The following is a 22,927-nucleotide window of genomic DNA, read 5'->3' on the forward strand; positions in this document are numbered from 1 at the left end:
CATTTAAACGGGGTTGATCGATGTGAGAAGTTGGTGTGGCGTTTCGGTGGTGGCGATGTGGAGCGCGTGCGCTCAGGCAGCCGTGCCGGCCTACGACTTTTCGATCCCGGCCAAACCGCTGCCCCAGGCGCTGAGGGATTTCAGTCGGGTGACAGGGCTGGGCGTGATTTACACCCAGGAAACGCCCTACGCCGTGGATGCCCCGGCGGTGAACGGCTCGTTCAGTGCGGAGGAGGCGTTAGGCGTGCTGTTGAGCACGTCTGGCCTCACCTTCCGCCGTGCCACCGACGACACCTTCACGCTGCAATCCCGACCCGCCGAGGGCACGGTCACCCTTGGCGCGACGCAGATCGATTCCACACGCAGCGGTGCCTACAGCTATCAGCCGCCTGCTGTGACATCGGTGATGCGCAGCGCAACCCCGCGACTGGAAAACCCCCAGGCGGTGAGCGTCGTTCCGGCGCAGGTGTTGAGCGATCAGGCGCCGCGCAACCTCGATGACGCGCTGGCAAACGTAAGCGGCGTGACCCAGGGCAATACCCTCGGCAGCACCCAGGACACGCTGATGAAGCGCGGTTTCGGCGACAATCGCGACGGTTCGATCATGCGCGACGGCATGCCGGTGGTGCAGGGCCGCAACCTGAATGCCACGGCCGAGCGCGTCGAAGTTCTCAAGGGGCCGGCATCGCTGTTGTATGGGATTCAGGACCCGGGCGGGGTCATCAATGTGGTCAGCAAGCGCCCGCAGTTGCAGTCGGTCAACGCCTTCACGGCTCGGGGATCAAGCTACGGCGCCGGCAAAAACGGCAGCGGCGGAACACTTGATAGCACCGGCGCCATTGATGGCGCTGAAGGGGCGTCAACCGGTCTGGCGTACCGCTTGATCGTTGACCACGAAGACGAAGATTACTGGCGCAATTACGGGGTGCACCGTGAGTCGCTGGTGGCGCCATCGCTGGCCTGGTATGGCGATGGCACCGAAGTGCTGGCGTCCTACGAGCACCGGGAATTTCTCTCGCCGTTTGATCGCGGCACGGCCATCGATCCGCGCACCAACCGTTCATTGAACATCCCAGCGACCCGGCGTCTGGACGAGCCGTTCAATAACATGGAAGGGCGTTCGGACCTGTATCGATTCGAGGTCGACCACACCTTCGACGACAACTGGAAAGGCCACCTCGGCTACAGCTATAACCGCGAGACCTACGACGCCAGCCAGGTGCGCGTGACCGCTGTCGACCCGGCAACCGGCACGCTGACCCGCTCAATCGACGGCACCGGCAACGCCCTGAGCACCGATCGCTTCACCACCCTGACTCTGAACGGCGATACCTCACTGGCCGGCATGCGGCACGAGCTGCTGATCGGGGTCGATGACGAATACCGCAAGATTGCGCGCGGTGAGTTAATTCGCCAGAAAAGCCAAAGCACGTTCAGCTATTTGAATCCGGTGTATGGCCAGGAAGCGGAGGGCACTCAGGTCAGTGCGGCGGACAGCCATCAGCTCGACATTTTGCGCACTGACTCGGTGTTTGCTCAGGATTCCGTGCACCTCACCGATCGCTGGATTTTCGTCGCGGGTGCGCGTTATCAAGTGTTCGATCAGCAGGCAGGCAAAGGCTCGCCGTTCACGCGCAATACTGATTTGAACGGGCAGAAGTGGATTCCGCGAGCGGGGCTTGTCTACCGCTACAGCGACGAGCTGTCGTTCTATGGCAGCTACACCGAAGCGTTCAAGCCCAACTCCAGCATCGCCACGCTGGCGGGTGGCACCGTGCTGGATTCGGCGACGCCGCCCGAAGAATCGAACGCGTGGGAGCTGGGCACCAAGTGGGATTCGTCCGATGGCATCAGTGCGACGCTGGCGCTGTTCGACATCAGAAAGCGCAACGTGCTGGTGGCGAATTTTGACTCACTGACCGCAGACACGGTTTACACGACGGCGGGCCAGGTGCGCTCGCGGGGTCTGGAACTGGACGTGAGTGGGCAGCTGTCAGAACGCTGGAGTCTGATTGGCGGTTATGCCTTCACTGATGCCTGGGTGGTTGAGGACCCGACATTGAAAGGCAACCGCTTGCAGAACGTGCCCCGGCACAGCGGGTCGGTCTCGGCGGTGTACGACTTTGGCGCGGTGATGGGAGCGGACCGTTTGCGAGCGGGCTTGGGCGGCCATTACGTCGGCGAACGCTCGGGCAATGCGGACAATGATTTTGATCTGCCCGGCTACACCGTCGCCGATGCCTTCGCGACCTACGAAACCCGTCTGGACGGGCAGAAAGTGAAGTTTAAGCTGAACGTGAAGAACCTGTTTGATCGCACCTATTACAGTTCGGCGGTGAGCCGTTATTTCGTGTCGCTGGGGGACTCGCGGCAAGTGGTGATGGCGACGACGCTGGAGTTCTGAAGGTCTTCCCCTTCCGAGGCGAAGTCCTGGCGATTTACGCAAACCCTGTAGGAGTGAGCTTGCTCGCGAAGGCTGTGGTCCGGCCAGTAAGCGGTTGGCGGATGTACTGGCTCCTTCGCGAGCAAGCTCACTCCTACAGTTGATATAGGTTGGGTCAGTTGGAGTGGGTGACTTGAGGAGCATTTACTGAAACGCAGCCCGGTACTCACTCGCCGTTGCGCCGACTGACTGTTTGAACCGGTTGCTGAAGTGGCTGGCGCTGGCGAAGCCGCATTCCAGGGCGATCTCGCCGAATGGCTTGCGCGTCGAGCGCAGCAGCTCCCGGGCGCGGTTGAGGCGTCGGGCGAGGAGGTATTGGTGGGGCGGCAGGCCGAAGCTTTCGCGGAACATCCGTGCGAAATGGTATTCCGACAACGCGCACATGCCCGCCAACTGGCCGAGGCTCAAGGGCTCGGCCAGATTCAGCTCGATGAACTCCACTAGCTGACGGCGCAGGTGCGGCGCCAATCCGCCTTTCAAGCGCAACCCTTCGCGCAGCCCCACCTGGCGCAGGACCATGTGATCGAGCAGCTCATGGGCCAGACTGCTGGTGAGCACGCGTTCGCCGGGCTCGCTCCAGTCCATGCAGATCAGGCGATGAAAGCGCTCGGCCTGCAACGGATCATCCAGAAACGTGTGCTCCTGCAACGCCAGCTGGCGCGGCTCGCGATCCAGCAGCGTGACGCAATTGAGGGCGAACTGTTCAGGGCTGATATACAGATGGGCCAGACGGATTTCCCCGTTCACCACCCAGGAAGACTGATGGCCGGCTGGCAATGTGCAGATCTTGTCCGGAGCGCCTTTTCTGTCCGGTTGATCGCGGCGAAACGTCCCGGTGCCGCCGTCGATGTAGCACGACAGCGTGTGGTGCGTCGGCGCGTGGTAGTTCTGCGCGTCGTGGCGGTTGTTCCACAGCGCCGCCATCACCCCGTCGCCCAGGGGCGCGCATTTCTCCAGCTGCGCGTGGGGCGAGCTGTTCAGGGATTGAAAAACCTGGATGGTTTCGAGTGACGACATGTGGGACTCCTCTACGCCTCGCATCCTACTCCGCGCCAAGCCGCCTGCCAGCGGGGCGACGATCAAATGCGCAAGTTTCTGCAAGTGAGCGCAGCGCCGCGTAGCCAGACTGAGGCTTCACTGGGGAGCCCGACATGAACATTACGTTGTATCTGCTGACCGTTTTGATCTGGGGCACGACCTGGATTGCCTTGAAACTGCAACTGGGCGACGTCGCCATTCCGGTGTCGATCGTCTACCGCTTCGGCCTCGCGGCGCTGATTATCTTCGCCCTTTTGCTGGCCACCGGGAAACTGCAAAAGGTCAATCGTCGCGGGCAGCTCATCTGTCTGGCGCAAGGGCTGTGCCTGTTCTGCGTCAACTTCATGTGCTTCTACACCGCCAGCCAGTGGATCCCGACCGGTCTGGTGGCCGTGGTGTTTTCCACTGCGACACTGTGGAATGCGCTCAACGCCCGAATCTTCTTCAAGCAGAAAATCGCGCGCAACGTGGTGATGGGCGGCACGTTGGGGCTGGTCGGTCTGGCGTGCCTGTTCTGGCCGGAGTTGGCCGGGCACAGCGCCAGTCGCGAAACCCTCATCGGCCTGGCGCTGACCCTGCTCGGCACGCTGTGTTTCTCGGCGGGCAACATGCTGTCCAGCCTGCAACAGAAGGCCGCCCTGCGCCCGCTGACCACCAACGCCTACGGCATGCTGTATGGCGCGACCATGCTCTGTGTGTACTGCGTCCTGAGCGGCACGCCGTTCGCGTTTGAATGGAACGCGCGCTATATCGGCTCGTTGCTGTATCTGGTGGTGCCGGGCTCGGTGATTGGTTTTACCGCGTATCTCACCCTGGTCGGCCGCATGGGCCCGGAGCGCGCGGCGTATTGCACGGTTTTGTTTCCGGTGGTGGCGCTGAATGTGTCGGCGTTCGCCGAAGGCTACCAATGGACCGCCCCCGCGCTGATGGGGCTGGTGCTGGTGATGGCGGGGAACGTGCTGGTGTTCAGGAAGCCGAGGGTGGTTGCGCCGGTGGGTGCGAAACTGGCGTGAGGTCTAGCTAGCGCGGAGCGCCGGGAGCGGCATTCTCACGGGGACCGTGGGAACAATCATATCTCGAGTGAGCCCACCCTCACGTGGGAGCGAGCTTGCTCGCGAAGGCTTTCTCGGAGCCACCAGAGAACGAGGCTGACTGCCCCGGCCCCTTCGTGAGCAAGCTCACTCCCACAAGGGCTCACTCCCACTAGAACTGTGACGCTCAGCCCTTCCAAACCTGCCCATTCACCAGATCCTGCGGCTTCTCGCCCAGCAGCGCGGCGCGCAGGTTTGCGTAGGCGCGGTCGGCCATGGCCTGGCGGGTTTCGTCCGTCGCCGAACCGATGTGGGGCAGCGTTACCGCGTTGCTCAGGGCGAACAGCGGCGATTCAGACAACGGCTCTTTTTCGTACACGTCCAGACCGGCGCCGCGAATGGTGCCGTCCTGCAGCGCCTTGATAAGCGCCGGTTCGTCGACGATCGGACCGCGGGCGATGTTCACCAGAATCGCGCTCTTCTTCATCAGCGACAGCTCGCGGGTGCTGACCAGGTGCTTGGTCTTTTCGCTGAGTGGCACCACCAGACAGACGAAGTCCGACTCGGCCAGCAACTGATCCAGCGTACGGAATTGCGCGCCCAGTTCCTGCTCGAGGGCGGTCTTGCGGCTGTTACCGCTGTAGAGGATGGGCATGTTGAAGCCCAGACGACCGCGTCGTGCGACCGCCGCGCCGATGTTGCCCATGCCCACGATGCCCAAGGTCTTGCCGTAGACGTCGGTGCCGAAATGCGGCGCCTCGATGCTGCGCTTCCAGTTGCCGGCCTTGGTGTAGGCGTCCAGTTCGGCGACGCGGCGGGCGCTGCTCATGATCAACGAGAAGCCCAGATCGGCCGTGCTTTCCGTCAGCACGTCGGGGGTATTGGTCAGCATGATCCCGCGTTCGGTGAGGTAGCCGACGTCGTAGTTGTCGTAACCGACCGAAATGCTCGACACCACTTCCAGCTGCTTCGCGTTCTCCAACTGCTCGCGCCCCAGCTTGCGACCGGCGCCAATCATGCCGTGGCTGTGGGGCAGGGCTTTGTTGAACTGCGCGTTCAGATCACCCTTTTTCGGATCGGGGATGATCACGTTGAAGTCTTGCTGCAGGCGCTCGGCCATTTCCGGGGACACGCGGCTGAAGGCAAGGACGGTCTTTTTCATCGGATAGCTTCTCTCGGCAGGTCAGAAGGGCAATGCGTAGCACGCTAACATTCTTGCCGAGGGATTGGCAGGGTCACTGCCGTTGCGCGTGGGCGATGATTAAACCGTCTCCGGCAACACATGGGTCTGCAGGTCCGCTTCGTGGGCGGCCATGATTTCCGGCAGGGACCCGCGCAGGTACTCGACCCAGGTTTTGATCTTCGCATCCAGGTACTGCCGCGACGGGTAGATCGCGTACAGGTTCAGCTCGTGGGAGCGGTACTGGGGCAGTACTCGCACCAGCGAGCCATTACGCAAACCTTCGATCGCCGAGTAGATCGGCAGAATCCCGATGCCCATGCCGCTGCTGATCGCTGCCTGCATGGCGTCGGCCGAATTCACCAGAAACGGCGAGTTGCCGATGGTCACGGTTTCCTGACCTTCCGGGCCGTCGAACGCCCACTTTTCCAGCGGGAACACTGGGCTGACCAGACGCAGGCAGGCGTGATTGAGCAAGTCGGCCGGTCGATGCGCCATGCCGAACGCCTTGATGTAGGCCGGCGAGGCGCAAACGATGCTGTAAGTGATGCCCAGCCGCTGGGACACGAAGCCCGAATCCGGCAGCTCGCTGGCGAGCACGATGGACACGTCGTAACCCTCTTCGAGCAGGTCCGGGACGCGGTTGGTCATGGTCAGGTCGAACGACACGTCCGGGTGATTACGCCGGTAGCGGGCAATCGCGTCGATGACGTAATGCTGGCCAACGCCGGTCATCGAATGGACTTTCAGCTGCCCGGCCGGCCGCGCATGGGCGTCGCTGGCTTCGGCTTCCGCTTCTTCCACGTAACCGAGGATCTGTTCGCAGCGCAGCAGGTAACGCTTGCCCGCTTCAGTCAGGGCGATGCGTCGCGTGGTGCGGTTGAGGAGTCGGGTTTGCAGGTGGGCTTCGAGGTTGGAGACAGCGCGCGAAACGTTTGCGGTGGTGGTGTCCAGTTGAGCGGCAGCAGCGGTGAAGCTGCCCGCCTGCGCCACGCAAGTGAAGGCGCGCATGTTTTGCAAAGTGTCCATTGGCCGTTCTCAGGTGAGATAGCAAATTGTGACATGAAGTAACTGATCCATGTCAGCCATACCAAAGGATTATCTCCTGTTCGGTAACAAAGATTCGCAGAAGTCCCGGCTTATCGCCGGACTAGACGCCCCCTAGAATCGCCGCATCATTGATTCCCCCTCCATTCAGGTAATTGCAGCAGTGCCGCGTCGTCTCGTCAGAGGGCTCAAGCCCCTCAGTGTGTGGGCTTTAACGTTACTCATCAGCGGCTGCATCGGAACTGGCGGAATCGCCCCACAAGGCACAGCGTTGTCCCCCGACGCGCTGGCCACCGACGACGCCATCAAGGCGGCCGACGCAGACGCCCACTGGCCGGCCGGTCAGTGGTGGCGCGCCTATGGCGACGAACAACTCAATCGCTGGATCGAACTGGCCGCGCTCGGCAGCCCCGGCCTGGCGATTGCTGCCGCGCGGGTGCGTCAGGCCAAGGCCATGGCGGGCATCGCGGAATCGGCGGAATCCCTGCACATCTCCGGCGACAGTACCCTTAAACGTCATAACTGGCCGACGGATCAGTTCTACGGTCCGGGTGAGCTGTCGAACACCAGCACGTGGGACAACAACGCCTCGCTGGGCCTGAGTTATTCCCTTGATCTGTGGGGCCAGGAGAGCAACCACTCCGAACAGGCGCTGGACATGGCGCACATCAGCGCGGCCCAGGAGCGTCAGGCGCAGCTGGAATTGCAGGACAATATCGTCCGCGCGTATATCCAGTTGTCCCTCAACTACGCTCAGCGCGATATCGCCGAAGCGACCCTCGCGCAACAGCAGCAGATCGTTGATCTGGCCCAGCGCCGTCTGAAAGGCGGCATCGGCACCCATTTTGAAGTCAGTCAGGCGGAAACCCCGCTGCCCGAAACCCATCGTCAGATTGACGCGCTGGACGAGGCAATTGCCCTGAGCCGCAATCAGATCGCCGCGCTGGCGGGCAAAGGGCCGGGTGAGGGCGCACGTCTTCAGCGCCCGACGCTGTCGCTGAATGCCGCGTTGAAACTGCCGTCGGCGTTGCCGGCCGAATTGCTGGGGCAACGTCCGGACGTGGTCGCCAGTCGCTGGCGGGTGGCGGCGCAGGCGCGGGGCATTGATGTGGCCCATGCCGGGTTTTATCCGAACGTCGATCTGATGGGCAGCCTCGGTTACATGGCCACCGGCGGCGGCATGCTGGAATTCCTCGCCGGCAAGAAATTCAACTACAGCGTGGGCCCGGCGATCACGTTGCCGATCTTCGACGGCGGGCGTTTGCGTTCGGAGCTGGGCGTAGCCTCAGCGGGCTATGACGAAGCCGTTGCGCAGTACAACCAGACCCTGGTGATGGCGCTGAAGAGCATTTCCGATCAATTGATTCGCCGCGAGTCGATGGAAAAGCAGCAACAGTTCGCCGATCAATCGGTAGCCGCCGCGCAGAAAACCTACGACATCGCGATGGTCGCCTATAAACGCGGCCTGACCGATTACCTCAATGTGCTCAACGCGCAGACGCTGTTGTTTCATCAGCAGCAGGTGCAGCAACACGTCCAGGCCGAACGCCTGACGGTGCACGCGGAGTTGGTGGTGGCGCTGGGGGGAGGGTTGATGGCGGGCAATGATTCGCCTGCGCCGGAAAGGACCGCTGCGCCGAAAACGCCGGTGTCGCTGGCGGTGTTCGATAAATGACGCGCTTTGGCAGGGCCTGGCGATGAACGCCGCTTTTGACTGGCTCAAATCCCTCGAATGGCGGCGCGGCCTGAACGATTGGGCGCGCAGCGATGGCGTGACGTGGATCTACATCGGCAAGGTGCTGACCGCGGCCTTCCTCACCTACTGGATCGCCATGCGCCTGGAACTGCCGCAGCCGCGCACGGCCATGATCACCGTGTTCATCGTCATGCAGCCCCAGAGCGGTCAGGTGTTTGCCAAGAGTTTCTACCGCTTGCTCGGCACGCTCGCCGGGTCAGTAGTGATGGTCACGTTGATGGCGCTGTTCGCGCAAAACAGCGAGCTGTTCCTCGGCAGTCTGGCGATCTGGGTCGGCTTCTGCTGCGCCGGGGCCGCGCGCTATCGCAACTTCCGCGCCTATGGTTTTGTGCTGGCCGGCTACACCGCCGCAATGACTGGGCTGCCCGCGCTCGCTCACCCCGATACCTCATTTATGGCGGCCATGTGGCGGGTGCTGGAAATCTCCCTCGGCATCGTCTGCTCCACTTTGGTCAGCGCTGCAATCCTGCCGCAAAGCGCCGGCGCGGCGATGCGCAACACCATGTATCAGCGCTTTGGCACCTTCGCCCAGTTCGTCATCACCGGCCTGCGCGGCGAGAGCGATCCGGCGTCCTTCGAGGCCAGCAACGTGCGCTTCATCGCCGATGCCGTGGGACTCGAAGGCCTGCGCGCGGTCACGGTGTTCGAAGACCCGCACATGCGCCGCCGCAACGGTCGATTGAATCGCCTGAACAGTGAATTCATGACCATCACCACGCGCTTCAACGCCCTGCATCAATTGCTGGAACGCTTGCGTCGACGCGGTGTGACACCGGCCGTTCAGGCCATCGAGCCCGGCCTGACTGCGCTGACTGGATTGCTGGAGCCTTTCGCCGGGCGCGCGCTGACCAACGCCGACGCCGCGCTGCTCGCCAATCGGTTGAGCGTGTACAAGGCCGACTTGCCCGAGCACGTGCGCAGCCTGCGCGCCCAGTTCGCCAAGACCGAGCCCGGCGACGATGACCTGCTGGATTTCCATACCGCTTACGAATTGCTGTATCGCTTCGTCGATGACATGCACGACTACGCCCAGACCCACGCTTCCCTGGCCGATCACCGCCATGCGCGGGAGAAGTGGGTCGAGCCGTTCGTCTCCACCACCAGTTGGCTGTCTTCGCTGGCCTCCGGCGTGCGTGCGACCTTTATTCTCGCGGTCATGTCGGTGTATTGGGTGGCGACGGCCTGGCCGAGCGGTGCCTCCATGACCCTGGTGTCCGCCGCGACGGTGGCGCTTTCCGCGACGACACCGAACCCGAGGCGCATGTCGTTTCAGATGGCGTGCGGGACCTTTTTGGGGGCGGTGCTGGGGTTTTTCATCACCTTTTTCGTGCTGCCGCGCATCGACGGTTTCCCCCTGTTGTGCATGGTGCTGGCGCCGGTGTTCGTGCTCGGCACGTTCCTGACCACACGGCCGCAATGGGTGGGATACGGACTGGGGCTGCTGATTTTCTTCAGCATCGGTTCGGCGCCGGACAACCTCACGGTCTACAACCCGTATGCGTTCATCAACGACTACATCGCCATGGTCCTCGGCATGCTGCTGTGCGCGGCGGCGGGGGCGATTATTCTGCCGCCGAACAGTCGCTGGCTGTGGCAGCGGCTGGAAGGCAATCTGCGTCAGCAAGTCAGTTTCGCCATCAGCGCGCCGCTGCGCGGGATCCGTTCCAGCTTCGAAAGCCGCACCCGTGACCTGATGCATCAGGCCTATGGCCTGGCCGCCGGCAAACCGGAAGTGCAACGCAACCTGCTGCGCTGGATGTTCGTGGTGCTGGAGATCGGCCACGCGATCATCGAGTTGCGCCGCGAGCAGGACATTCTGCCGGTGCACCCGAGTTACGCCGAATCCCAACCGTGGCGGCAGGCGATTCGCGCCATGGGCCGCTCGCTGATTCGCCTGTTCATCCAGCCTGATCGCCACAACCTGGCGCGCAGCCTGTCGGCCGTCGATCACGCCATCGTCTGCGTGCAGAACACCGACGAGCCCTTCGCACCGCACTTCGACACCTCGGCGTTGCGCCGGGTGAAAAGCTACCTGCACTTCATCCGCACCTGCCTGCTGGACCCGCAATCGCCGCTGGCAGGCGCTGCGTCAGAGCCGGCGTCTGTGGCCTCGCCCCAAGGACAACTCAATGCCTCGTGAACTCGCCTTCCACGGCGTGTACATGCCGACCGTGACCGTCATGTTTCTGGTCGCGATGGTGCTTTCCTGGGCACTGGACCGCTTCATGTCCGGGCTCGACCTGTACCGTTTTTTCTGGCATCCGGCGCTGCTGCGTCTGAGCCTGTTCAGCTGCATTTTCGGCGCCATGGCGCTCACTGTTTACCGTTGAGGCACGTTGGTTGAGATGAAAAAGCTCTTCAGTCTGATCGCGACTTTGTTGATTCTGGCCCTGGCCATCTGGATCGGCCGGCTGCTGTGGATTCATTACATGGACACGCCGTGGACCCGCGACGGCCGGGTGCGCGCCGACGTGATCAACGTCGCCGCCGACGTCAGCGGCGTGGTGATTGATGTGCCGGTGAAGGACAACCAGCCGGTGAAGAAAGGCGACCTGTTGATGCAGATCGACCCTGAGCATTATCAGCTGGCGGTGAAGCAGGCCGAGGCCATGGTGGCGTCGCGCAAGGCGACGTGGGAGATGCGCAAGGTCAACGCCAATCGGCGCAAGGACATGGACGCCCTGGTGATCTCCGCCGAAAGCCGCGAAGACGCCAGCAACGTTGCCACCTCTGCCCAGGCGGATTATCAGCTGGCGGTCGCCCAGCTCGAAGCCGCGCAACTGAACCTGCAACGCACCAAGGTGCTGGCGGCGGTGGACGGCTACGTCACCAACCTCAACGTGCATCGCGGCGACTACGCGCGCATCGGCGAAGCGAAGATGGCCGTCGTCGACAGGAATTCGTTCTGGGTCTACGGCTTCTTCGAAGAGACCAAGCTGCCCCACGTCAGGATCGGCGATCCGGCGGACATGCAATTGATGAGCGGTGAAGTCATGGAGGGCCACGTCGAGAGCATCGCCCGCGCCATCTACGACCGCGACAATCCGGAGAGCCGCGAGCTGATCGCCGACGTCAACCCGACGTTCAACTGGGTACGACTGGCCCAGCGCGTGCCCGTGCGCATTCACCTGGATCACGTGCCGGAAGGGGTGGTGCTGGCGGCGGGGATCACCTGCACGGTGATTGTGAATCCCGTAGTCGAGCCGTAACGCAGAGGGCAAGGTATGACGGGTATCTCCCTGAATGATTGAGCTCCTGTGGGAGTGAGCTTGCTCACGAAGACGGCGTTTCAGGCGCTAAAGATGTAGCGGATGTTCCGCCCTCTTCGCGAGCAAGCTCGCTCCCACGAGTTCCATGACCGCAGGTTCATCTGCGGTGGCCGTCAATGGCGCTTATCCAGCTTGAAGCGCTTGCTCAGAATCCATTCGAGCAGTGCCTTGGGCAGCAGCCGTTCCATGAGTGGCAGCGCGCGGCTGCCATTGCCGGATCGCAGCAGACGCGGTGGATGGCTGCGTTGCACGGCGGTGAACACGTCGCGGGCGAAATCGGCGGCGGGTGTCGGATTGCCTTGGGACGCATTGGCCCTCGCGCGGATGCCTTCACGCCACGGCCACCACGGCGAATCCTGATGAATCACTTGCTCGGCCTCATGGCTGGCGTTTTGCGCGAAATGAGTGTCGATGGCGCCCGGCTGGACTTCCATCACCCGGATCCCGAATGGCGCCAGCTCCATGCGCAGTGCGTCGGTCATGGCATGGACGGCGGCCTTCGACGCGCAATACGCGCCCGCGAATGGCGTCACCAGCACGCCCGAAACGCTGCCGATATTGACCACCAATCCCTTGTTGCGGCGCAGCATTGGAAACAGCGCGCGCGTCACCCCGACCACGGAAAACACGTTGGTTTCGAACTGCCTGCGCATGGCCTCGACACCGCCATCCAGCAGCGGACCAATGCCGCCGTAGCCTGCGTTGTTGATCAGCACGTCGAGCCCTTTGCCGCGTTGATCAAACTCGGCGACCAGGCGATCAATCGCTGCGCTGTCATTGACGTCCAACGCCACGGCACGAAAACCTGCAGCGGTCAGTGCTTCCACATCGGCCGGCTTGCGTGCCGTCGTCCAGACCTCATGGCCTGCCGCTTTGAAGGCATCCGCCATGGCGCGGCCGATGCCGCTGGAACAACCGGTGATCAACACCACAGACATGGTTCAATCCTTGAAAAAAGAGAAGGGCGGCGCTCAGCCGGAGAACGTGCCTTGCAGGCGTTCGGCACGAAACTCCAGGGTCTGCGGCCGATAACCCGGACGCAGCGGCGGCATCGGCAAGCAATCTTGCCACTGACTGCCGGGCAACAAATCGCCCGGCCCGCGATAACGCGGTGCGGTGTAGGTGTCTTCGGCCAGATTCACGGTATCGCCCGGCGCGTAGGCCGCGATCTTCCAGCGCAGTTCGGTAAGCGAGACCTTATTACCGTTATCGATCAGCACCAGCAACGGGCGGCCCGTCGGGCACTGTTGCGGCGCATAGTTCACGCGCATTTGCAGGCGCTCAAGGCGCTGCTCATCGCGGCGGTCCTCCCAGACCACAAACGCCGCCACGACACCCAGCCCGACTGCCGCCGCCAGAGAAACAGGCAGGGCTTTGGAGGGATAGCGCAGGAGCAGGACCAGCCAGGTGAACAGGAGTACGGCGCCGAAAATCATCGTGTCGATCTCGCGATTGCAGATGCGGGCATCGTACCGAAAGGGGAGGGGATTGGGCTAATGGTGGTTCGTCTGATTCAAGGTCGCACAGGTATGAAAGCCCACAAAAAAGCCCCCGAAAACCCTCTGCGGATGGGGAATACGCAGTGGATTGACGGGGGCTAGTACTACTCGGTGAAGCGGTATTAACGCGCGATGGTCTGGGTCTTCACGCCGGCTTCGATGCCAGGGGTGGAGCGGCCGTAGACGTCTTCGAAACGCTCGATGTCGTCTTCGCCCAGGTAGCTGCCCGATTGGACTTCGATGATTTCCAACGGGATTTTGCCCGGGTTGCGCAGGCGGTGAACCGAGGCGATCGGGATGTAGGTCGACTGGTTCTCGGTCAGCAGGAACACGTTGTCGTCGCAGGTGACCTGAGCGGTACCCGATACAACGATCCAGTGTTCAGCGCGGTGGTGATGCATCTGCAGCGACAGGCTGGCGCCCGGCTTGACGGAAATGCGCTTGACCTGGAAACGGCCGCCCATGTCCACGGAGTCGTACGAGCCCCACGGGCGATAGACTTCGAGGTGGTTCTGGGTTTCGCTGCGGCCTTGCTCGTTCAGCGTGTTGACCAGTTGCTTGACGCCCTGAACCTTGTCTTTGTGGACGATCATCATGGCGTCTTTGGTTTCGACGACAACGACGTTGTCCAGGCCGATCACGGTCACCAGTTTGCCGTTGCCCTGAATCATGCAGTTGCGGCTGTCCTGAATAACGACATCGCCTTTGGCAACGTTGCCGTTTTCATCTTTGGCGCTCACGTCCCACAGGGACGACCAGCAGCCGACATCGCTCCAGCCCGCATCCAGTGGAACCACGCAGGCGCGCTGGGTTTTTTCCATGACGGCGTAGTCGATGGAGTTGTCCGGGCAGCAGGCGAAGCTCGCCTCGTCCAGGGAGATGCTGTCGCCGTCCTGCTTGCTGCGCTCGAGGGTCAGCAGGCAGTTGTCGTAGATATCCGGATCGTGCTTTTTCAGCTCTTCGAGATAACGGCTGGCGCGGAACAGGAACATGCCGCTGTTCCAGTAGTAACCACCGGCCTGGACGAATTCCTGGGCGCGTTGTTCATCAGGCTTCTCAACGAAGTGCTGCACGCGGCTGACGCCTTCCGGCAGCAGTGCGTCGGCGGTGGACTTGATGTAGCCGTAGCCGGTTTCAGGCTTGGTCGCCGGGATACCAAACAGCACCATTTCGCCACGCTCTGCAGCAACGGTGGCCAGGGCCAGCGCACGTTGCAGGGCTTTCTGATCGTCGATCACGTGGTCGGCTGGCAGCACCAGCATCAACTCGTCACGACCTTCGTTGGCCAGCATCATCGCGGTGATGGCAACGGCAGGCGCAGTGTTGCGACCAAACGGTTCCATGATCACGGCCTGAGTTTCCAGACCCAGTGCATTGAGCTGCTCGGTGACGATGAAGCGGTGATCCTTGTTGCACACCACGACAGGGTGCTGCATGCCGTCGAATTGCAGGCGCTCGACGGTCTGTTGGAACAGAGTGTGTTCGCCGGTCAGCGCCAGGAACTGTTTAGGAAACTGTTTACGCGAAAGAGGCCAGAGTCGGGAACCGCTACCACCTGACAAGATCACTGGAATCATTTTGTTTCTCCGTTAAGCAAAAATCGTTCGAATGGGCTGTAGGTCTTTTCGGTCTTTCTGGTTTTTGTCTTGCATCGCTCGGCATCCTCTTGGCTGTCTGCTTGCTCCGCAGTGCCTGAAGCCGAACGCTTAATTCCGTAAATCCGTGGCTGCGCGCGGTTGATCACGCGCGCTGCCGGCGGCCTCTCGGCCAGATTCAACGCTTACTGAGTGCCCGTCGGGCGTTTGACCCAGACTGGCGACAGGCTGCTGCCGCTGCCGGTGACGTAGAGAACGGCGGCTTCACCGCGCTCCAGTGCAACCGGCTTCAGGTCAGCCACTTTCTTGTCGCCGTCGAACAGCGCGAAGCTGACTTTGACCGGGTTGATTTCACGCTCGCCGGTGCCCTTGGCAGACACAGCCTTGACCACGTCGGTCTTGCCGTCAGCGGTTTTCAGGGTCAGCGACTTGTCACTCAGGTTCTGTACGCGAACCAGGGACTTCTGCTTGTTCTTGAACGGAGGCTCTTCAACCAGTTGCGGCGCGCCCGATGTGTTGTTGACGATGGTGTAGTAGTGATCGCTGGCCAGTTTCACCGGCAGGGACTGGCTGCCGACTTTGGCGGTGTAGTCGCCCTGAGGCATGAAGCCGAAATCACTGCTGGCCAATGGGCCGATTTCGTTGAGGCTGGTGTTGCCGACGCTGGCGGAGATTTCGCTGCTGCTGGCGTTGTACACACGCACGAAGGTCGAGCCTTTTGGTGCGGTCGGGCCATACAGCGCGGCGTCGCCACCGGCGAATGCGGAAAGGGATACGAAGCCCAGGCTCGCGGCCAGCACGCAGGTTTTCAGCAGGTTGGTTTTGCTCGAACGAACTGGCATTGGGTTCTGCGAAGTCATAGTCAAAGAGTCCTCTCAGTTTTGCGCCCGGGTGGGCGACTTGGAGTTGTTGGCGTTGTCCGCCAGATTCTGTTGGGGGTCACGGGCCTTTTTGAGTTCAGCGATCCACTGTGGGTCGAACTCGGTCAGGTCGTTGTGAGCGGGCAGGTAGCGTTCCGGGAATTCCCAGATCAGCACCTGCGGGGGGCTGCTTTTGAAGGCGTCGGTCTGCAGGTACTTGAGCATCGGCAGGATCGGGCCATGGCCGTCTTCGGCGTAATTCACGACGTCTGCGTGCAGGGCCTGTTTGAGCGCACCGGCGAAGTTCCAGTTGGGGTTGGCGCTGTAGCTGGTGCCAACCAGGCCGACCGCAACCGAATTGTCAGCGAACAGGGCGTCATCACTTTCGGTGCCAGCTTCAGCCGGGTTGGTGCTGCGCTGTTGCAGGTCGTCCGGCTTGGGCAGCAGGTTGCTGAACAGCGGATCCAGCGGCAGGAAGTTGGTCAGATCGCCCTTGTAGGGTTCGGTCGTCTTGGCTTCAGTGACGAAGTTCTGCGGTTCAACGTTCAGCGGCAGCTGCTTGCTGATCACGTCACACAACTGCTGGGCAACGATTTCCGCGCCCATCGGCGTCCAGTGAGTGTCGGTGCGCAGGAACACCTGGCCCTTCTCTTTGGCGCTTTGCAGCGGCGTGAGCAGATCAGGGGCGAGGATGCCGGCCTGATTAACCTGAGCGTGGAACTGCTGATACAGATCGGTGTGCAGCGTGGCCGGTTTGTTGTCACCGACGTGCTCCGGATACAGACGCGTCTTGGCCGGAATGATCGCCAGCACCAGTTGCGTGCCTTGCTTTTTCAGGGTGTCACGCACGCCCTTAATGATCGCCAGGTTGTCTGCTTCGTTCTGCTCGCCGTTGGCAACGGCGTCGAATTCTTCGTCGGTGTACAGCCACTGGTCCTTGCCCAGGATCACGCCCGGACGACCTTCGTTGAACACCTTGTAGTCCAGCGCTGCCCAGAGGTTGGTGCCCAGACGCTTGATCGGGAATTCTTCGTCGTAGTGGGTTTCCACCGCTTTGGTCCAGTGACCATTGAGCACGGTGGTTTCTTTCGACGTCGAGAAACCGATGAAGCTGCGCAGCGACCACAGGCCCAGCACCAGCAGAATCGCCAGGAACAGGAAGATGTAGAGGAAACGTAATGAACGGGTCATGTCAGGCTCCTCAGAACTGGAAGTAAAGGAACGGCGAGAAACTGGCCGCCGAGAGTTTCAGGATCGATGCAACGAACATCAGCAGGATCAGGGCGCGCATGACATAGCGCGACCAGTCGACGGTCCAGTAGGCAGGCTGAACCTGCGCTTCGGTGCCGACGATGTAACCCGGTTGATGGATGCTGCCCGGCTTGTCGCCCGGCACGGCCTTGATCAGGCCGGGCTCGGCAGCGGCAGGGCCATCGGCCTGCACGGGTTTGTCGGTCGGCTTGCCCGGTGCACGGTTGCGGTAGAAATCACGCAGGCCGAAGAAGGCGAGGGTGATGTACGCCACAACCAGGGTCGCTACTTGCAGGCCGGTGAGGCTGGCGCGGTTGAGTTCCGACAGGCCGAGATCGCTGAAGCTGAACATGGCGCCATACATACGAGCGGCAACGTGCAGGTTTTCCGAGCGGAAGATGACCCAGCCCATGACCACCAGCAGGAAGGTGAACGCCCAGCGAACGACGTTGAAGGTGCGCGGCGCGGTGTTCAGGCCGATGGCTTTTTCGATCGCCAGCCACACACCGTGCCAGGCACCCCAGACGATGTACGTGATGTTGGCGCCGTGCCACAGACCGCCCAGCAGCATGGTCAGAAACAGGTTGCGGTAGGTCGCGACCTTGCCGCCACGGTTGCCGCCCAGCGTGATGTACAGATAGTCACGCAGCCAGGTCGACAGGCTGATATGCCAGCGGCGCCAGAACTCGGTGATCGACTGGCTGATGTAGGGCTGTTTGAAGTTTTCCATGAAGCGGAAACCCATCATCAGGCCCAGGCCGATGGCCATGTCGCTGTAGCCGGAGAAGTCGAAGTACAGCTGCGCGGTATACGCCAGCGCGCCGAGCCATGCGTCACCCGTGGTCGGGTTCTGCAGGGCGAAGCAATGATCGGCGACCACTGCCAGCGTGTCGGCAATGAATACCTTCTTGATGAAACCCTGCATGAACCGCGTGCAGCCCTCGGAGAACTTGTCGAGGGTGTGCGTGCGGTTGTTGAACTGATCGACCAGGTCGCGGAACCGCAGAACCGGCCCTGCGATCAGGTGCGGGAAGATCGCCACGAACGCTGCAAAGTCGATGAGATTTCGCGTCGCCGGTGTGTCGCCACGGTAGACGTCAATGATGTAGCTGATGGACTCGAAGATGTAGAACGAGATACCGATCGGCAGCAACACGTGGGTCAGGATGAAGGGCTCAAGGCCGATCGACGTCATCATCGCGTTAATGCTGTCCACGCCGAAGTTGGCGTACTTGAAATAGCCAAGGATGCCCAGGTCGACCACCACGCCGAGCAGCAGCCAACGCTGAGCCGGTTTGGTTCTGACCCCGGCAGCGCCTACGCGCAGGCCGATCCAGTAGTTCCACAGCGTCACACCTGCGAACAGCGCCAGAAAGTCCACTCGCCACCACGCGTAAAACACGTAGCTGGCGACCAGCAGCAGCAGGTTGCGATAGCGTTGCCCGCTCAGGTAGTACAAGCCGAGAAACACCGGCAAGAACAGGAACAGGAACACGTTGGATGAGAAAACCATCCTTTATCTCTCCATTTGTCCAACATCAAAGGCCGAAGCCCCCCCAAACCCCCCACGAAAAATGGAGGGGTGAAACATGTTCGGTTTAACCCGGAACTACCCTGTGGGAGCGAGCTTGCTCGCGAATAATCGGTGCCGCTAATGGCCCCTTCGCGAGCAAGCTCGCTCCCACTTCAGCCCCTGCTGCTCTTACGAACCGCCCTTGTCACCCTTTTCATGCGTCGGGTCATAAGTGCGGGTCAGGTCGCCGCCGAGGCGGAAGTTCTTGAACGGCTGCATCTTGTGTTTCTGTTCAAGCACGTCCGGGCCGCAGTCATACAGCGAGCAGTACGGTTCCAGCCAAGCGAATTTCATGTCGGTCTTCAGGTCCGTCATGTCCTGCTTTTCGCCATCGCGGGCGGCGAATTCGCTGCCGGAGTTCTTCACGCCAGCCAGCACGCGATCACCCAGACGCTTGAGCGCACCGTTGTTTTCCTGACGCAAATCGACACCGTTGGCCTGGGCGAAACTCGCGATCATGGCCAGAGGCGGAAGTGCGTAGTTGTGGTACGCCAGCGCACGCTGTTTGCGCTTGAGCTCGTTCGGCAGGAAACCTTGCGGGTCAACCTGATTGGCGCCGATCTTGAATTCCTTCACTGCCCAGTCAAACAGGTCTTGGCGATTGGTCGCGACTGCCGTGGACATCACGGCCCAGGCGGCCCAGTAGGAGTGGTTGTTAGTCTTGTCGAGCGGCAGATTGTTCCAGTCGCTGACGACGTGATCCGCCAGTTTGCTGAACCAGGCCTCAATCAGCTGCGATTCCTGCTGGCGGGTGGCCAGAGGATGCGACTCGGAGAACTTCAGGCGCAGATAGGCGGATGACATGCTGCCCAATGCCCATTTGCGCATCGACTTGCCGGTGTGGTTGAAGTCGGTGGACTCCAGCGCATCGGCCTTGGCCCAGGTGGTCAGCATGTTCAGCGCGCAATCGAGCTGTTCCGGGCGACCGTCACGCATGTACTGCATCACCACCTTGCTGGTGGCGCGCTCCATGGTGGTGATGTCTTTGGTCGCATCACGAAAAGCCTGATCGGAGACCATATTCAGCGTCGCGCGGGCTTTGTCCGAGCCTTCGTATTTGCTGCGAAACTGCAGCGGACCGGTGTAGGGCTGCGGAATGGAGTCACAGCTGAACTTGCCCTGGCCCGTCTTGAATTTCTCGACACCTTCGTAGTAACCCTGCGGCGGGACGAGTGTCGACGCAGCGCTGGCGCCGGTGGCGAACAGTGCCGAGGACATCATTGCCAGCGACAGAAGGGTAGGGAGCATCAGTTTTGGAGTGTGCATAAGAGCCTCATAACCCGGCTTGCGCGGTTTGATGCGCGACATTCGGGAACACGTTGCGTTTGCATACTTTCGCTTCGACCTGCTGTGGCGCAGTGCCCGCTTCCGGACCCTGCACTTCCAGTGCGAGCAATTGCTGGTCAGCCCAGTCTTTGTCATCGCGCAGTTCGAAGGAGAAGCGCCCGTCGGTTTCAGATGTTTCAGGTTTCTCGATCTTCAAGTCTTCGTGGCGACCGTTCATGTACCAGAGGCGCGCCTGAAGGGTCTTCACCGAGTTGTCGGCGAACTTGATGTCGATCTGATTACTGCCGTTGCGCACATCCTTGATGCCGTTTTTGCCGTTGACCAGCAACTCGTTGATCCCTGGTTTGAGGGTGGTGCTGGTGCTCATGATTGCCGGTTTGCCTTCACAGCCGTTGTCCAGCAGCGACATCATCTGGCGATAGATGGTCTCCTGATCCAGGCGGTAAAGCGGCGAGAATTCCCAGATGAGAATTTTCGGTGGGTGTTTCTGGAAGTCTTCGCTGCCCAGGTACTGCAGCATCGAACCTTCAAGGCCGCCGCCCGGGAAGGCGACGTTCAGCACATCAGCACCAATGTATTCCTGCAAAAAGCCGGCAAAGTTGTAGTTCTTGCCGCTGTGACTGGTACCGACCAGCGTGATCTCCGGATTGCCGGAGTCACCAAACAGGTCGCCGTCGGCTGCTTCGCCTTTGGGTTCCGTCTCGAACTGGTCCATGTACTGGATGGCGTAACTTGTGCCGCACAATTGACCGGCCATGTTGTGAAGAGTGCCCTTCTTGCCCATGCGACCTGACAGGTGGGTCTCGAACTCACGGCGTGGAACACCGGCGAAGGCCTGCATTTTCTTCACGGAATCAGCGACGATTTTTGCTGTGCGCTGAGCGCCATACGGCGTCCAGTGCTGGTCACCGCGGAAATAGAAATCGTGGGCCTGTTGCTCGTTGGTCAACGGCGACAGGTCCGGCACGGTGTAGCCCATCTTCGCGAAACGACCGAGCATGGCCTGGTAGTTACGCAGCGCGGTGTTGTAGTCGAACTTGTCGCGCTCGGCCGGGAACAGCTTGTTGCGATCCACCAGCCCGCGGGTTGGCTGATACACGACAACCAGCTCTACACCCTTGCTCTTGAAGGCGTCGTGCAGCATTTGCATGCGGCGATAACCTTCAGGCGTGGTGTCGAATTCGGTGCGCAGATCTTCACGGGTCCGGAACAACCAGTCGCCCTGGGCCTGAACCAGTGTGGTGAAGTTCTGCTGGTAGCGGCTGACGTAGTTTTTTTCGTCGTGCGCTTCAGGGCACAGACTGCAGCAAGGCTCGGCCGTGAAGGTCGGGGCTGTAGTGTCCGCTGCATACGCGCCATTGCTGGCGGCGAACAGTGCAGCGGTCAGGCCCGAGAGGCTGAGCAGTTTGATCAAATGTGCGTGCATAGAAATATCTTCCTCAGTCCCGGAGTTGTTTCTGGCTTTCGACCGGGTCGATCAACACGGCTTTCTGTTGGCGCACCAGCAGATCGAGGATTTCGTCCTGACGGTCGCCCAGTACACCGTTGAAGCTGATCCCGCTGGCTTTGGTCGGTGCGAGCATCGAGACTTTGTACAGCTCGACGCTCAGAGGCGAGTCGATGGACAGCGGGCCTGAACCGTTGGAGGTCAGTTCGCCGCCGACCATGATCAGCGAGACTTCGGCATCGAACGGGTCGAGCTTGATGTCGCGGTCAGTGTCCGACAGGTCTTTGATGTGGCCGTAGACGCCCATCAAACCGTTACCGATGGCCAGGTTTTCGTACAGCTTGATGTTGGTGCTGTTGCGAACCCGGATGCCGTGACGCTTGTTGGCGAACACACGATTGCCCCACAGCAGGTTGTCGGCACTCTCATACAAGGTGATGCCGTCGGTGTGGTTGCGGTAGATCTCGTTGTACGCCACCAGGTTGTTCACGCTGTTACGGTCAAGGACGATGCCGGACAGGTGGTTGTCGTAGCTTTTGTTGTTGATGATGAAGCTGTCGTTCACCTCACGGGAGACGATGATCCCGTGCTTCTTCTTGGTCCCGTACACCGTGTTCTCGGCAATGATCAGACCGTGGGAACGGTCATGGGGGTCGATGCCGTAGATGATGTTGTCGTGGTAGGTGCTGCCCTTGACCACGAAGTCGCGGGTTTCATAGCAGTAGAAGCCGTACCACATGTCCGAGAAGTCAGAATTGACGATCCAGCCGGTTGGCTCGGCGCGGTTCATCTGCGCCTTCATGTTCGGTGTGTACTGGGAAATACTGATGCCGTACGACTTGCTGTTGTTGTAACCCAGGCTCGCCACTTTGGTGTTGAACATGTAGGTCTGGGTGCCACCCCAGGACAGCAGGAACGGGCGGAATTCCTTCGGCGCCTTGAACGTCGACGGGCCGTTGGACTTCTCGCTCCAGCCGGTCAGCTTGGTGTCGGACATGAACAGCAGGTTGTCGTTGACCAGAAACGCACCGGCATCCTGAGACAGGCGCAGCTCGGTGGTTTTCTTGTCGACTTCAAAGATGCCGTTCTTGCCGACAACGATCGGCAGACGCGCCAGAAAAACGCCCGGCGAGGTTTCGCTCAGGTACTGTTTAGGCACCTTCTTCGCCAGTTCCTGCAGGGTCATGTAGCCATCTTCGATGAAGATCGCCTTGGGGATGCCGTGCTGACGGGCCACCCATTCGGCCATCTTGTTGTCACCGCCGATGAATTCCTTCAGCGAGTCTTCCTGCATCATGCGTTTGATCGCAACCTTGCCCGGCTTGCTGCGCACGATCTTCTTCTGCATGGCCTGCTGGGTGTAACCCGAGAGGTCAGGCAGTTTTGGTTTGTCCATCAACAGCGGCTCAATGGGCGGACTGCTGATGGAGTAGGTCTTGGCCTGATGCAGGCCTTTGACCAGCACATCCTTGCCATCCGCCGGATGCGCCGCAGGGGCGGGAACCGGCAGCGGGCTGTTGGCCATGGCCGCAGTGCTGGCGAGCAGCAAGGCGCTGCTCAGCACAGCGCTTTCCAGCAGGGCATAGGGCCATGCCCGGTGACGCAATCTGCTTGCTTGACTGTTCATCTCATTGCACTCCTATCGCGGCTT

The 22,927-nt window shown here is 61.1% G+C and carries 18 protein-coding genes; 6 read left to right on the plus strand and 12 right to left on the minus strand.

All coding sequences use genetic code 11. The features are described from left to right. Positions 1-55: 55 nt before the first annotated feature. On the plus strand, positions 56-2,404 hold the full coding sequence (locus ACYASU_RS15795) for a TonB-dependent siderophore receptor (RefSeq protein ID WP_463583449.1): 2,349 nt from the start codon (positions 56-58) through the stop codon (positions 2,402-2,404). A 183-nt stretch (positions 2,405-2,587) separates the two neighbouring features. On the opposite strand, the gene ACYASU_RS15800 is transcribed toward ACYASU_RS15795, so the two are convergent. Next, the gene (locus ACYASU_RS15800) at positions 2,588-3,460 is read right to left on the minus strand and encodes a helix-turn-helix domain-containing protein (protein ID WP_463583343.1); all 873 of its coding nucleotides are present in this window, start codon (positions 3,458-3,460) and stop codon (positions 2,588-2,590) included. Between the two features lie 134 nt (positions 3,461-3,594). Between ACYASU_RS15800 and ACYASU_RS15805 the strand changes: the two genes are divergently transcribed. Then, positions 3,595-4,494 (plus strand): DMT family transporter, encoded by a 900-nt coding sequence (locus tag ACYASU_RS15805; RefSeq protein WP_463583344.1) that lies wholly within the window; start codon positions 3,595-3,597, stop codon positions 4,492-4,494. Positions 4,495-4,699: 205 nt separating this feature from the next. Here ACYASU_RS15805 and ACYASU_RS15810 read toward each other — a convergent pair whose 3' ends face one another. Continuing rightward, positions 4,700-5,674, minus strand: coding sequence for a 2-hydroxyacid dehydrogenase (locus ACYASU_RS15810; protein WP_463583345.1), 975 nt, complete (start codon positions 5,672-5,674; stop codon positions 4,700-4,702). Positions 5,675-5,773: 99 nt separating this feature from the next. After that, on the minus strand, positions 5,774-6,721 hold the full coding sequence (locus tag ACYASU_RS15815; RefSeq protein ID WP_133772022.1) for a LysR family transcriptional regulator: 948 nt from the start codon (positions 6,719-6,721) through the stop codon (positions 5,774-5,776). Between the two features lie 181 nt (positions 6,722-6,902). Here ACYASU_RS15815 and ACYASU_RS15820 point away from each other — a divergent pair, with 181 nt between their 5' ends. The 4 genes from ACYASU_RS15820 to ACYASU_RS15835 are packed head-to-tail and all read left to right on the plus strand — an operon-like array spanning position 6,903 to position 11,704. Next, complete coding sequence (locus tag ACYASU_RS15820; RefSeq protein WP_463583346.1) at positions 6,903-8,414, plus strand: efflux transporter outer membrane subunit; 1,512 nt, start codon at positions 6,903-6,905, stop codon at positions 8,412-8,414. 22 nt (positions 8,415-8,436) lie between these two features. Next, a complete protein-coding gene (locus tag ACYASU_RS15825) occupies positions 8,437-10,635 on the plus strand; it encodes an FUSC family protein (RefSeq protein ID WP_463583347.1) in 2,199 nt (732 codons plus the stop codon). Continuing rightward, entirely contained in the window at positions 10,625-10,825 is a 201-nt protein-coding gene (locus tag ACYASU_RS15830; protein WP_065991906.1) for a DUF1656 domain-containing protein, read from the plus strand. The genes ACYASU_RS15825 and ACYASU_RS15830 overlap by 11 nt, the downstream gene beginning before the upstream one ends. 15 nt (positions 10,826-10,840) lie before the next feature. Continuing rightward, positions 10,841-11,704, plus strand: coding sequence for an efflux RND transporter periplasmic adaptor subunit (locus ACYASU_RS15835; RefSeq protein WP_463583348.1), 864 nt, complete (start codon positions 10,841-10,843; stop codon positions 11,702-11,704). Between the two features lie 173 nt (positions 11,705-11,877). Here ACYASU_RS15835 and ACYASU_RS15840 read toward each other — a convergent pair whose 3' ends face one another. The 9 genes from ACYASU_RS15840 to algG all read right to left on the minus strand — a co-directional run bounded on the left by ACYASU_RS15840 (position 11,878) and on the right by algG (position 22,903). Continuing rightward, positions 11,878-12,702, minus strand: coding sequence for an SDR family oxidoreductase (locus tag ACYASU_RS15840; RefSeq protein WP_463583349.1), 825 nt, complete (start codon positions 12,700-12,702; stop codon positions 11,878-11,880). Between the two features lie 33 nt (positions 12,703-12,735). Beyond that, positions 12,736-13,200, minus strand: coding sequence for a multidrug transporter (locus tag ACYASU_RS15845; protein WP_192171842.1), 465 nt, complete (start codon positions 13,198-13,200; stop codon positions 12,736-12,738). 185 nt (positions 13,201-13,385) lie between these two features. Further along, positions 13,386-14,840, minus strand: coding sequence for a mannose-1-phosphate guanylyltransferase/mannose-6-phosphate isomerase (locus ACYASU_RS15850; RefSeq protein WP_192171841.1), 1,455 nt, complete (start codon positions 14,838-14,840; stop codon positions 13,386-13,388). A 203-nt stretch (positions 14,841-15,043) separates the two neighbouring features. Continuing rightward, the gene (locus tag ACYASU_RS15855) at positions 15,044-15,700 is read right to left on the minus strand and encodes an alginate O-acetyltransferase AlgF (RefSeq protein ID WP_205487279.1); all 657 of its coding nucleotides are present in this window, start codon (positions 15,698-15,700) and stop codon (positions 15,044-15,046) included. A 33-nt stretch (positions 15,701-15,733) separates the two neighbouring features. Then, positions 15,734-16,909, minus strand: coding sequence for an alginate O-acetyltransferase (locus ACYASU_RS15860; protein WP_463583350.1), 1,176 nt, complete (start codon positions 16,907-16,909; stop codon positions 15,734-15,736). Between the two features lie 10 nt (positions 16,910-16,919). Further along, positions 16,920-18,482: an MBOAT family O-acyltransferase gene (locus ACYASU_RS15865; RefSeq protein WP_192171839.1), complete on the minus strand. Its 1,563-nt coding sequence runs from the start codon at positions 18,480-18,482 to the stop codon at positions 16,920-16,922. A gap of 189 nt (positions 18,483-18,671) precedes the next feature. Beyond that, positions 18,672-19,808: a mannuronate-specific alginate lyase gene (locus ACYASU_RS15870; protein ID WP_463583351.1), complete on the minus strand. Its 1,137-nt coding sequence runs from the start codon at positions 19,806-19,808 to the stop codon at positions 18,672-18,674. Positions 19,809-19,815: 7 nt separating this feature from the next. Beyond that, complete coding sequence (locus tag ACYASU_RS15875; protein WP_065991928.1) at positions 19,816-21,255, minus strand: alginate O-acetyltransferase; 1,440 nt, start codon at positions 21,253-21,255, stop codon at positions 19,816-19,818. A gap of 13 nt (positions 21,256-21,268) precedes the next feature. Next, positions 21,269-22,903: a mannuronan 5-epimerase AlgG gene (algG, locus tag ACYASU_RS15880; protein ID WP_463583352.1), complete on the minus strand. Its 1,635-nt coding sequence runs from the start codon at positions 22,901-22,903 to the stop codon at positions 21,269-21,271. Positions 22,904-22,927: the final 24 nt, after the last annotated feature.

This window comes from Pseudomonas sp. HP_12 (assembly GCF_055283955.1).

Bases quoted from the DNA above. Each gene is read 5' to 3' on its own strand.
- ACYASU_RS15795 (WP_463583449.1), top strand. From the start codon at position 56: ATGTGGAGCGCGTGCGCTCAGGCAGCCGTGCCGGCCTACGACTTTTCG.
- ACYASU_RS15800 (WP_463583343.1), bottom strand. From the start codon at position 3,460: ATGTCGTCACTCGAAACCATCCAGGTTTTTCAATCCCTGAACAGCTCG.
- ACYASU_RS15805 (WP_463583344.1), top strand. From the start codon at position 3,595: ATGAACATTACGTTGTATCTGCTGACCGTTTTGATCTGGGGCACGACC.
- ACYASU_RS15810 (WP_463583345.1), bottom strand. From the start codon at position 5,674: ATGAAAAAGACCGTCCTTGCCTTCAGCCGCGTGTCCCCGGAAATGGCC.
- ACYASU_RS15815 (WP_133772022.1), bottom strand. From the start codon at position 6,721: ATGGACACTTTGCAAAACATGCGCGCCTTCACTTGCGTGGCGCAGGCG.
- ACYASU_RS15825 (WP_463583347.1), top strand. From the start codon at position 8,437: ATGAACGCCGCTTTTGACTGGCTCAAATCCCTCGAATGGCGGCGCGGC.
- ACYASU_RS15830 (WP_065991906.1), top strand. From the start codon at position 10,625: ATGCCTCGTGAACTCGCCTTCCACGGCGTGTACATGCCGACCGTGACC.
- ACYASU_RS15835 (WP_463583348.1), top strand. From the start codon at position 10,841: ATGAAAAAGCTCTTCAGTCTGATCGCGACTTTGTTGATTCTGGCCCTG.
- ACYASU_RS15840 (WP_463583349.1), bottom strand. From the start codon at position 12,702: ATGTCTGTGGTGTTGATCACCGGTTGTTCCAGCGGCATCGGCCGCGCC.
- ACYASU_RS15845 (WP_192171842.1), bottom strand. From the start codon at position 13,200: ATGATTTTCGGCGCCGTACTCCTGTTCACCTGGCTGGTCCTGCTCCTG.
- ACYASU_RS15850 (WP_192171841.1), bottom strand. From the start codon at position 14,840: ATGATTCCAGTGATCTTGTCAGGTGGTAGCGGTTCCCGACTCTGGCCT.
- ACYASU_RS15855 (WP_205487279.1), bottom strand. From the start codon at position 15,700: ATGCCAGTTCGTTCGAGCAAAACCAACCTGCTGAAAACCTGCGTGCTG.
- ACYASU_RS15860 (WP_463583350.1), bottom strand. From the start codon at position 16,909: ATGACCCGTTCATTACGTTTCCTCTACATCTTCCTGTTCCTGGCGATT.
- ACYASU_RS15865 (WP_192171839.1), bottom strand. From the start codon at position 18,482: ATGGTTTTCTCATCCAACGTGTTCCTGTTCCTGTTCTTGCCGGTGTTT.
- ACYASU_RS15870 (WP_463583351.1), bottom strand. From the start codon at position 19,808: ATGCACACTCCAAAACTGATGCTCCCTACCCTTCTGTCGCTGGCAATG.
- ACYASU_RS15875 (WP_065991928.1), bottom strand. From the start codon at position 21,255: ATGCACGCACATTTGATCAAACTGCTCAGCCTCTCGGGCCTGACCGCT.
- algG (WP_463583352.1), bottom strand. From the start codon at position 22,903: ATGAACAGTCAAGCAAGCAGATTGCGTCACCGGGCATGGCCCTATGCC.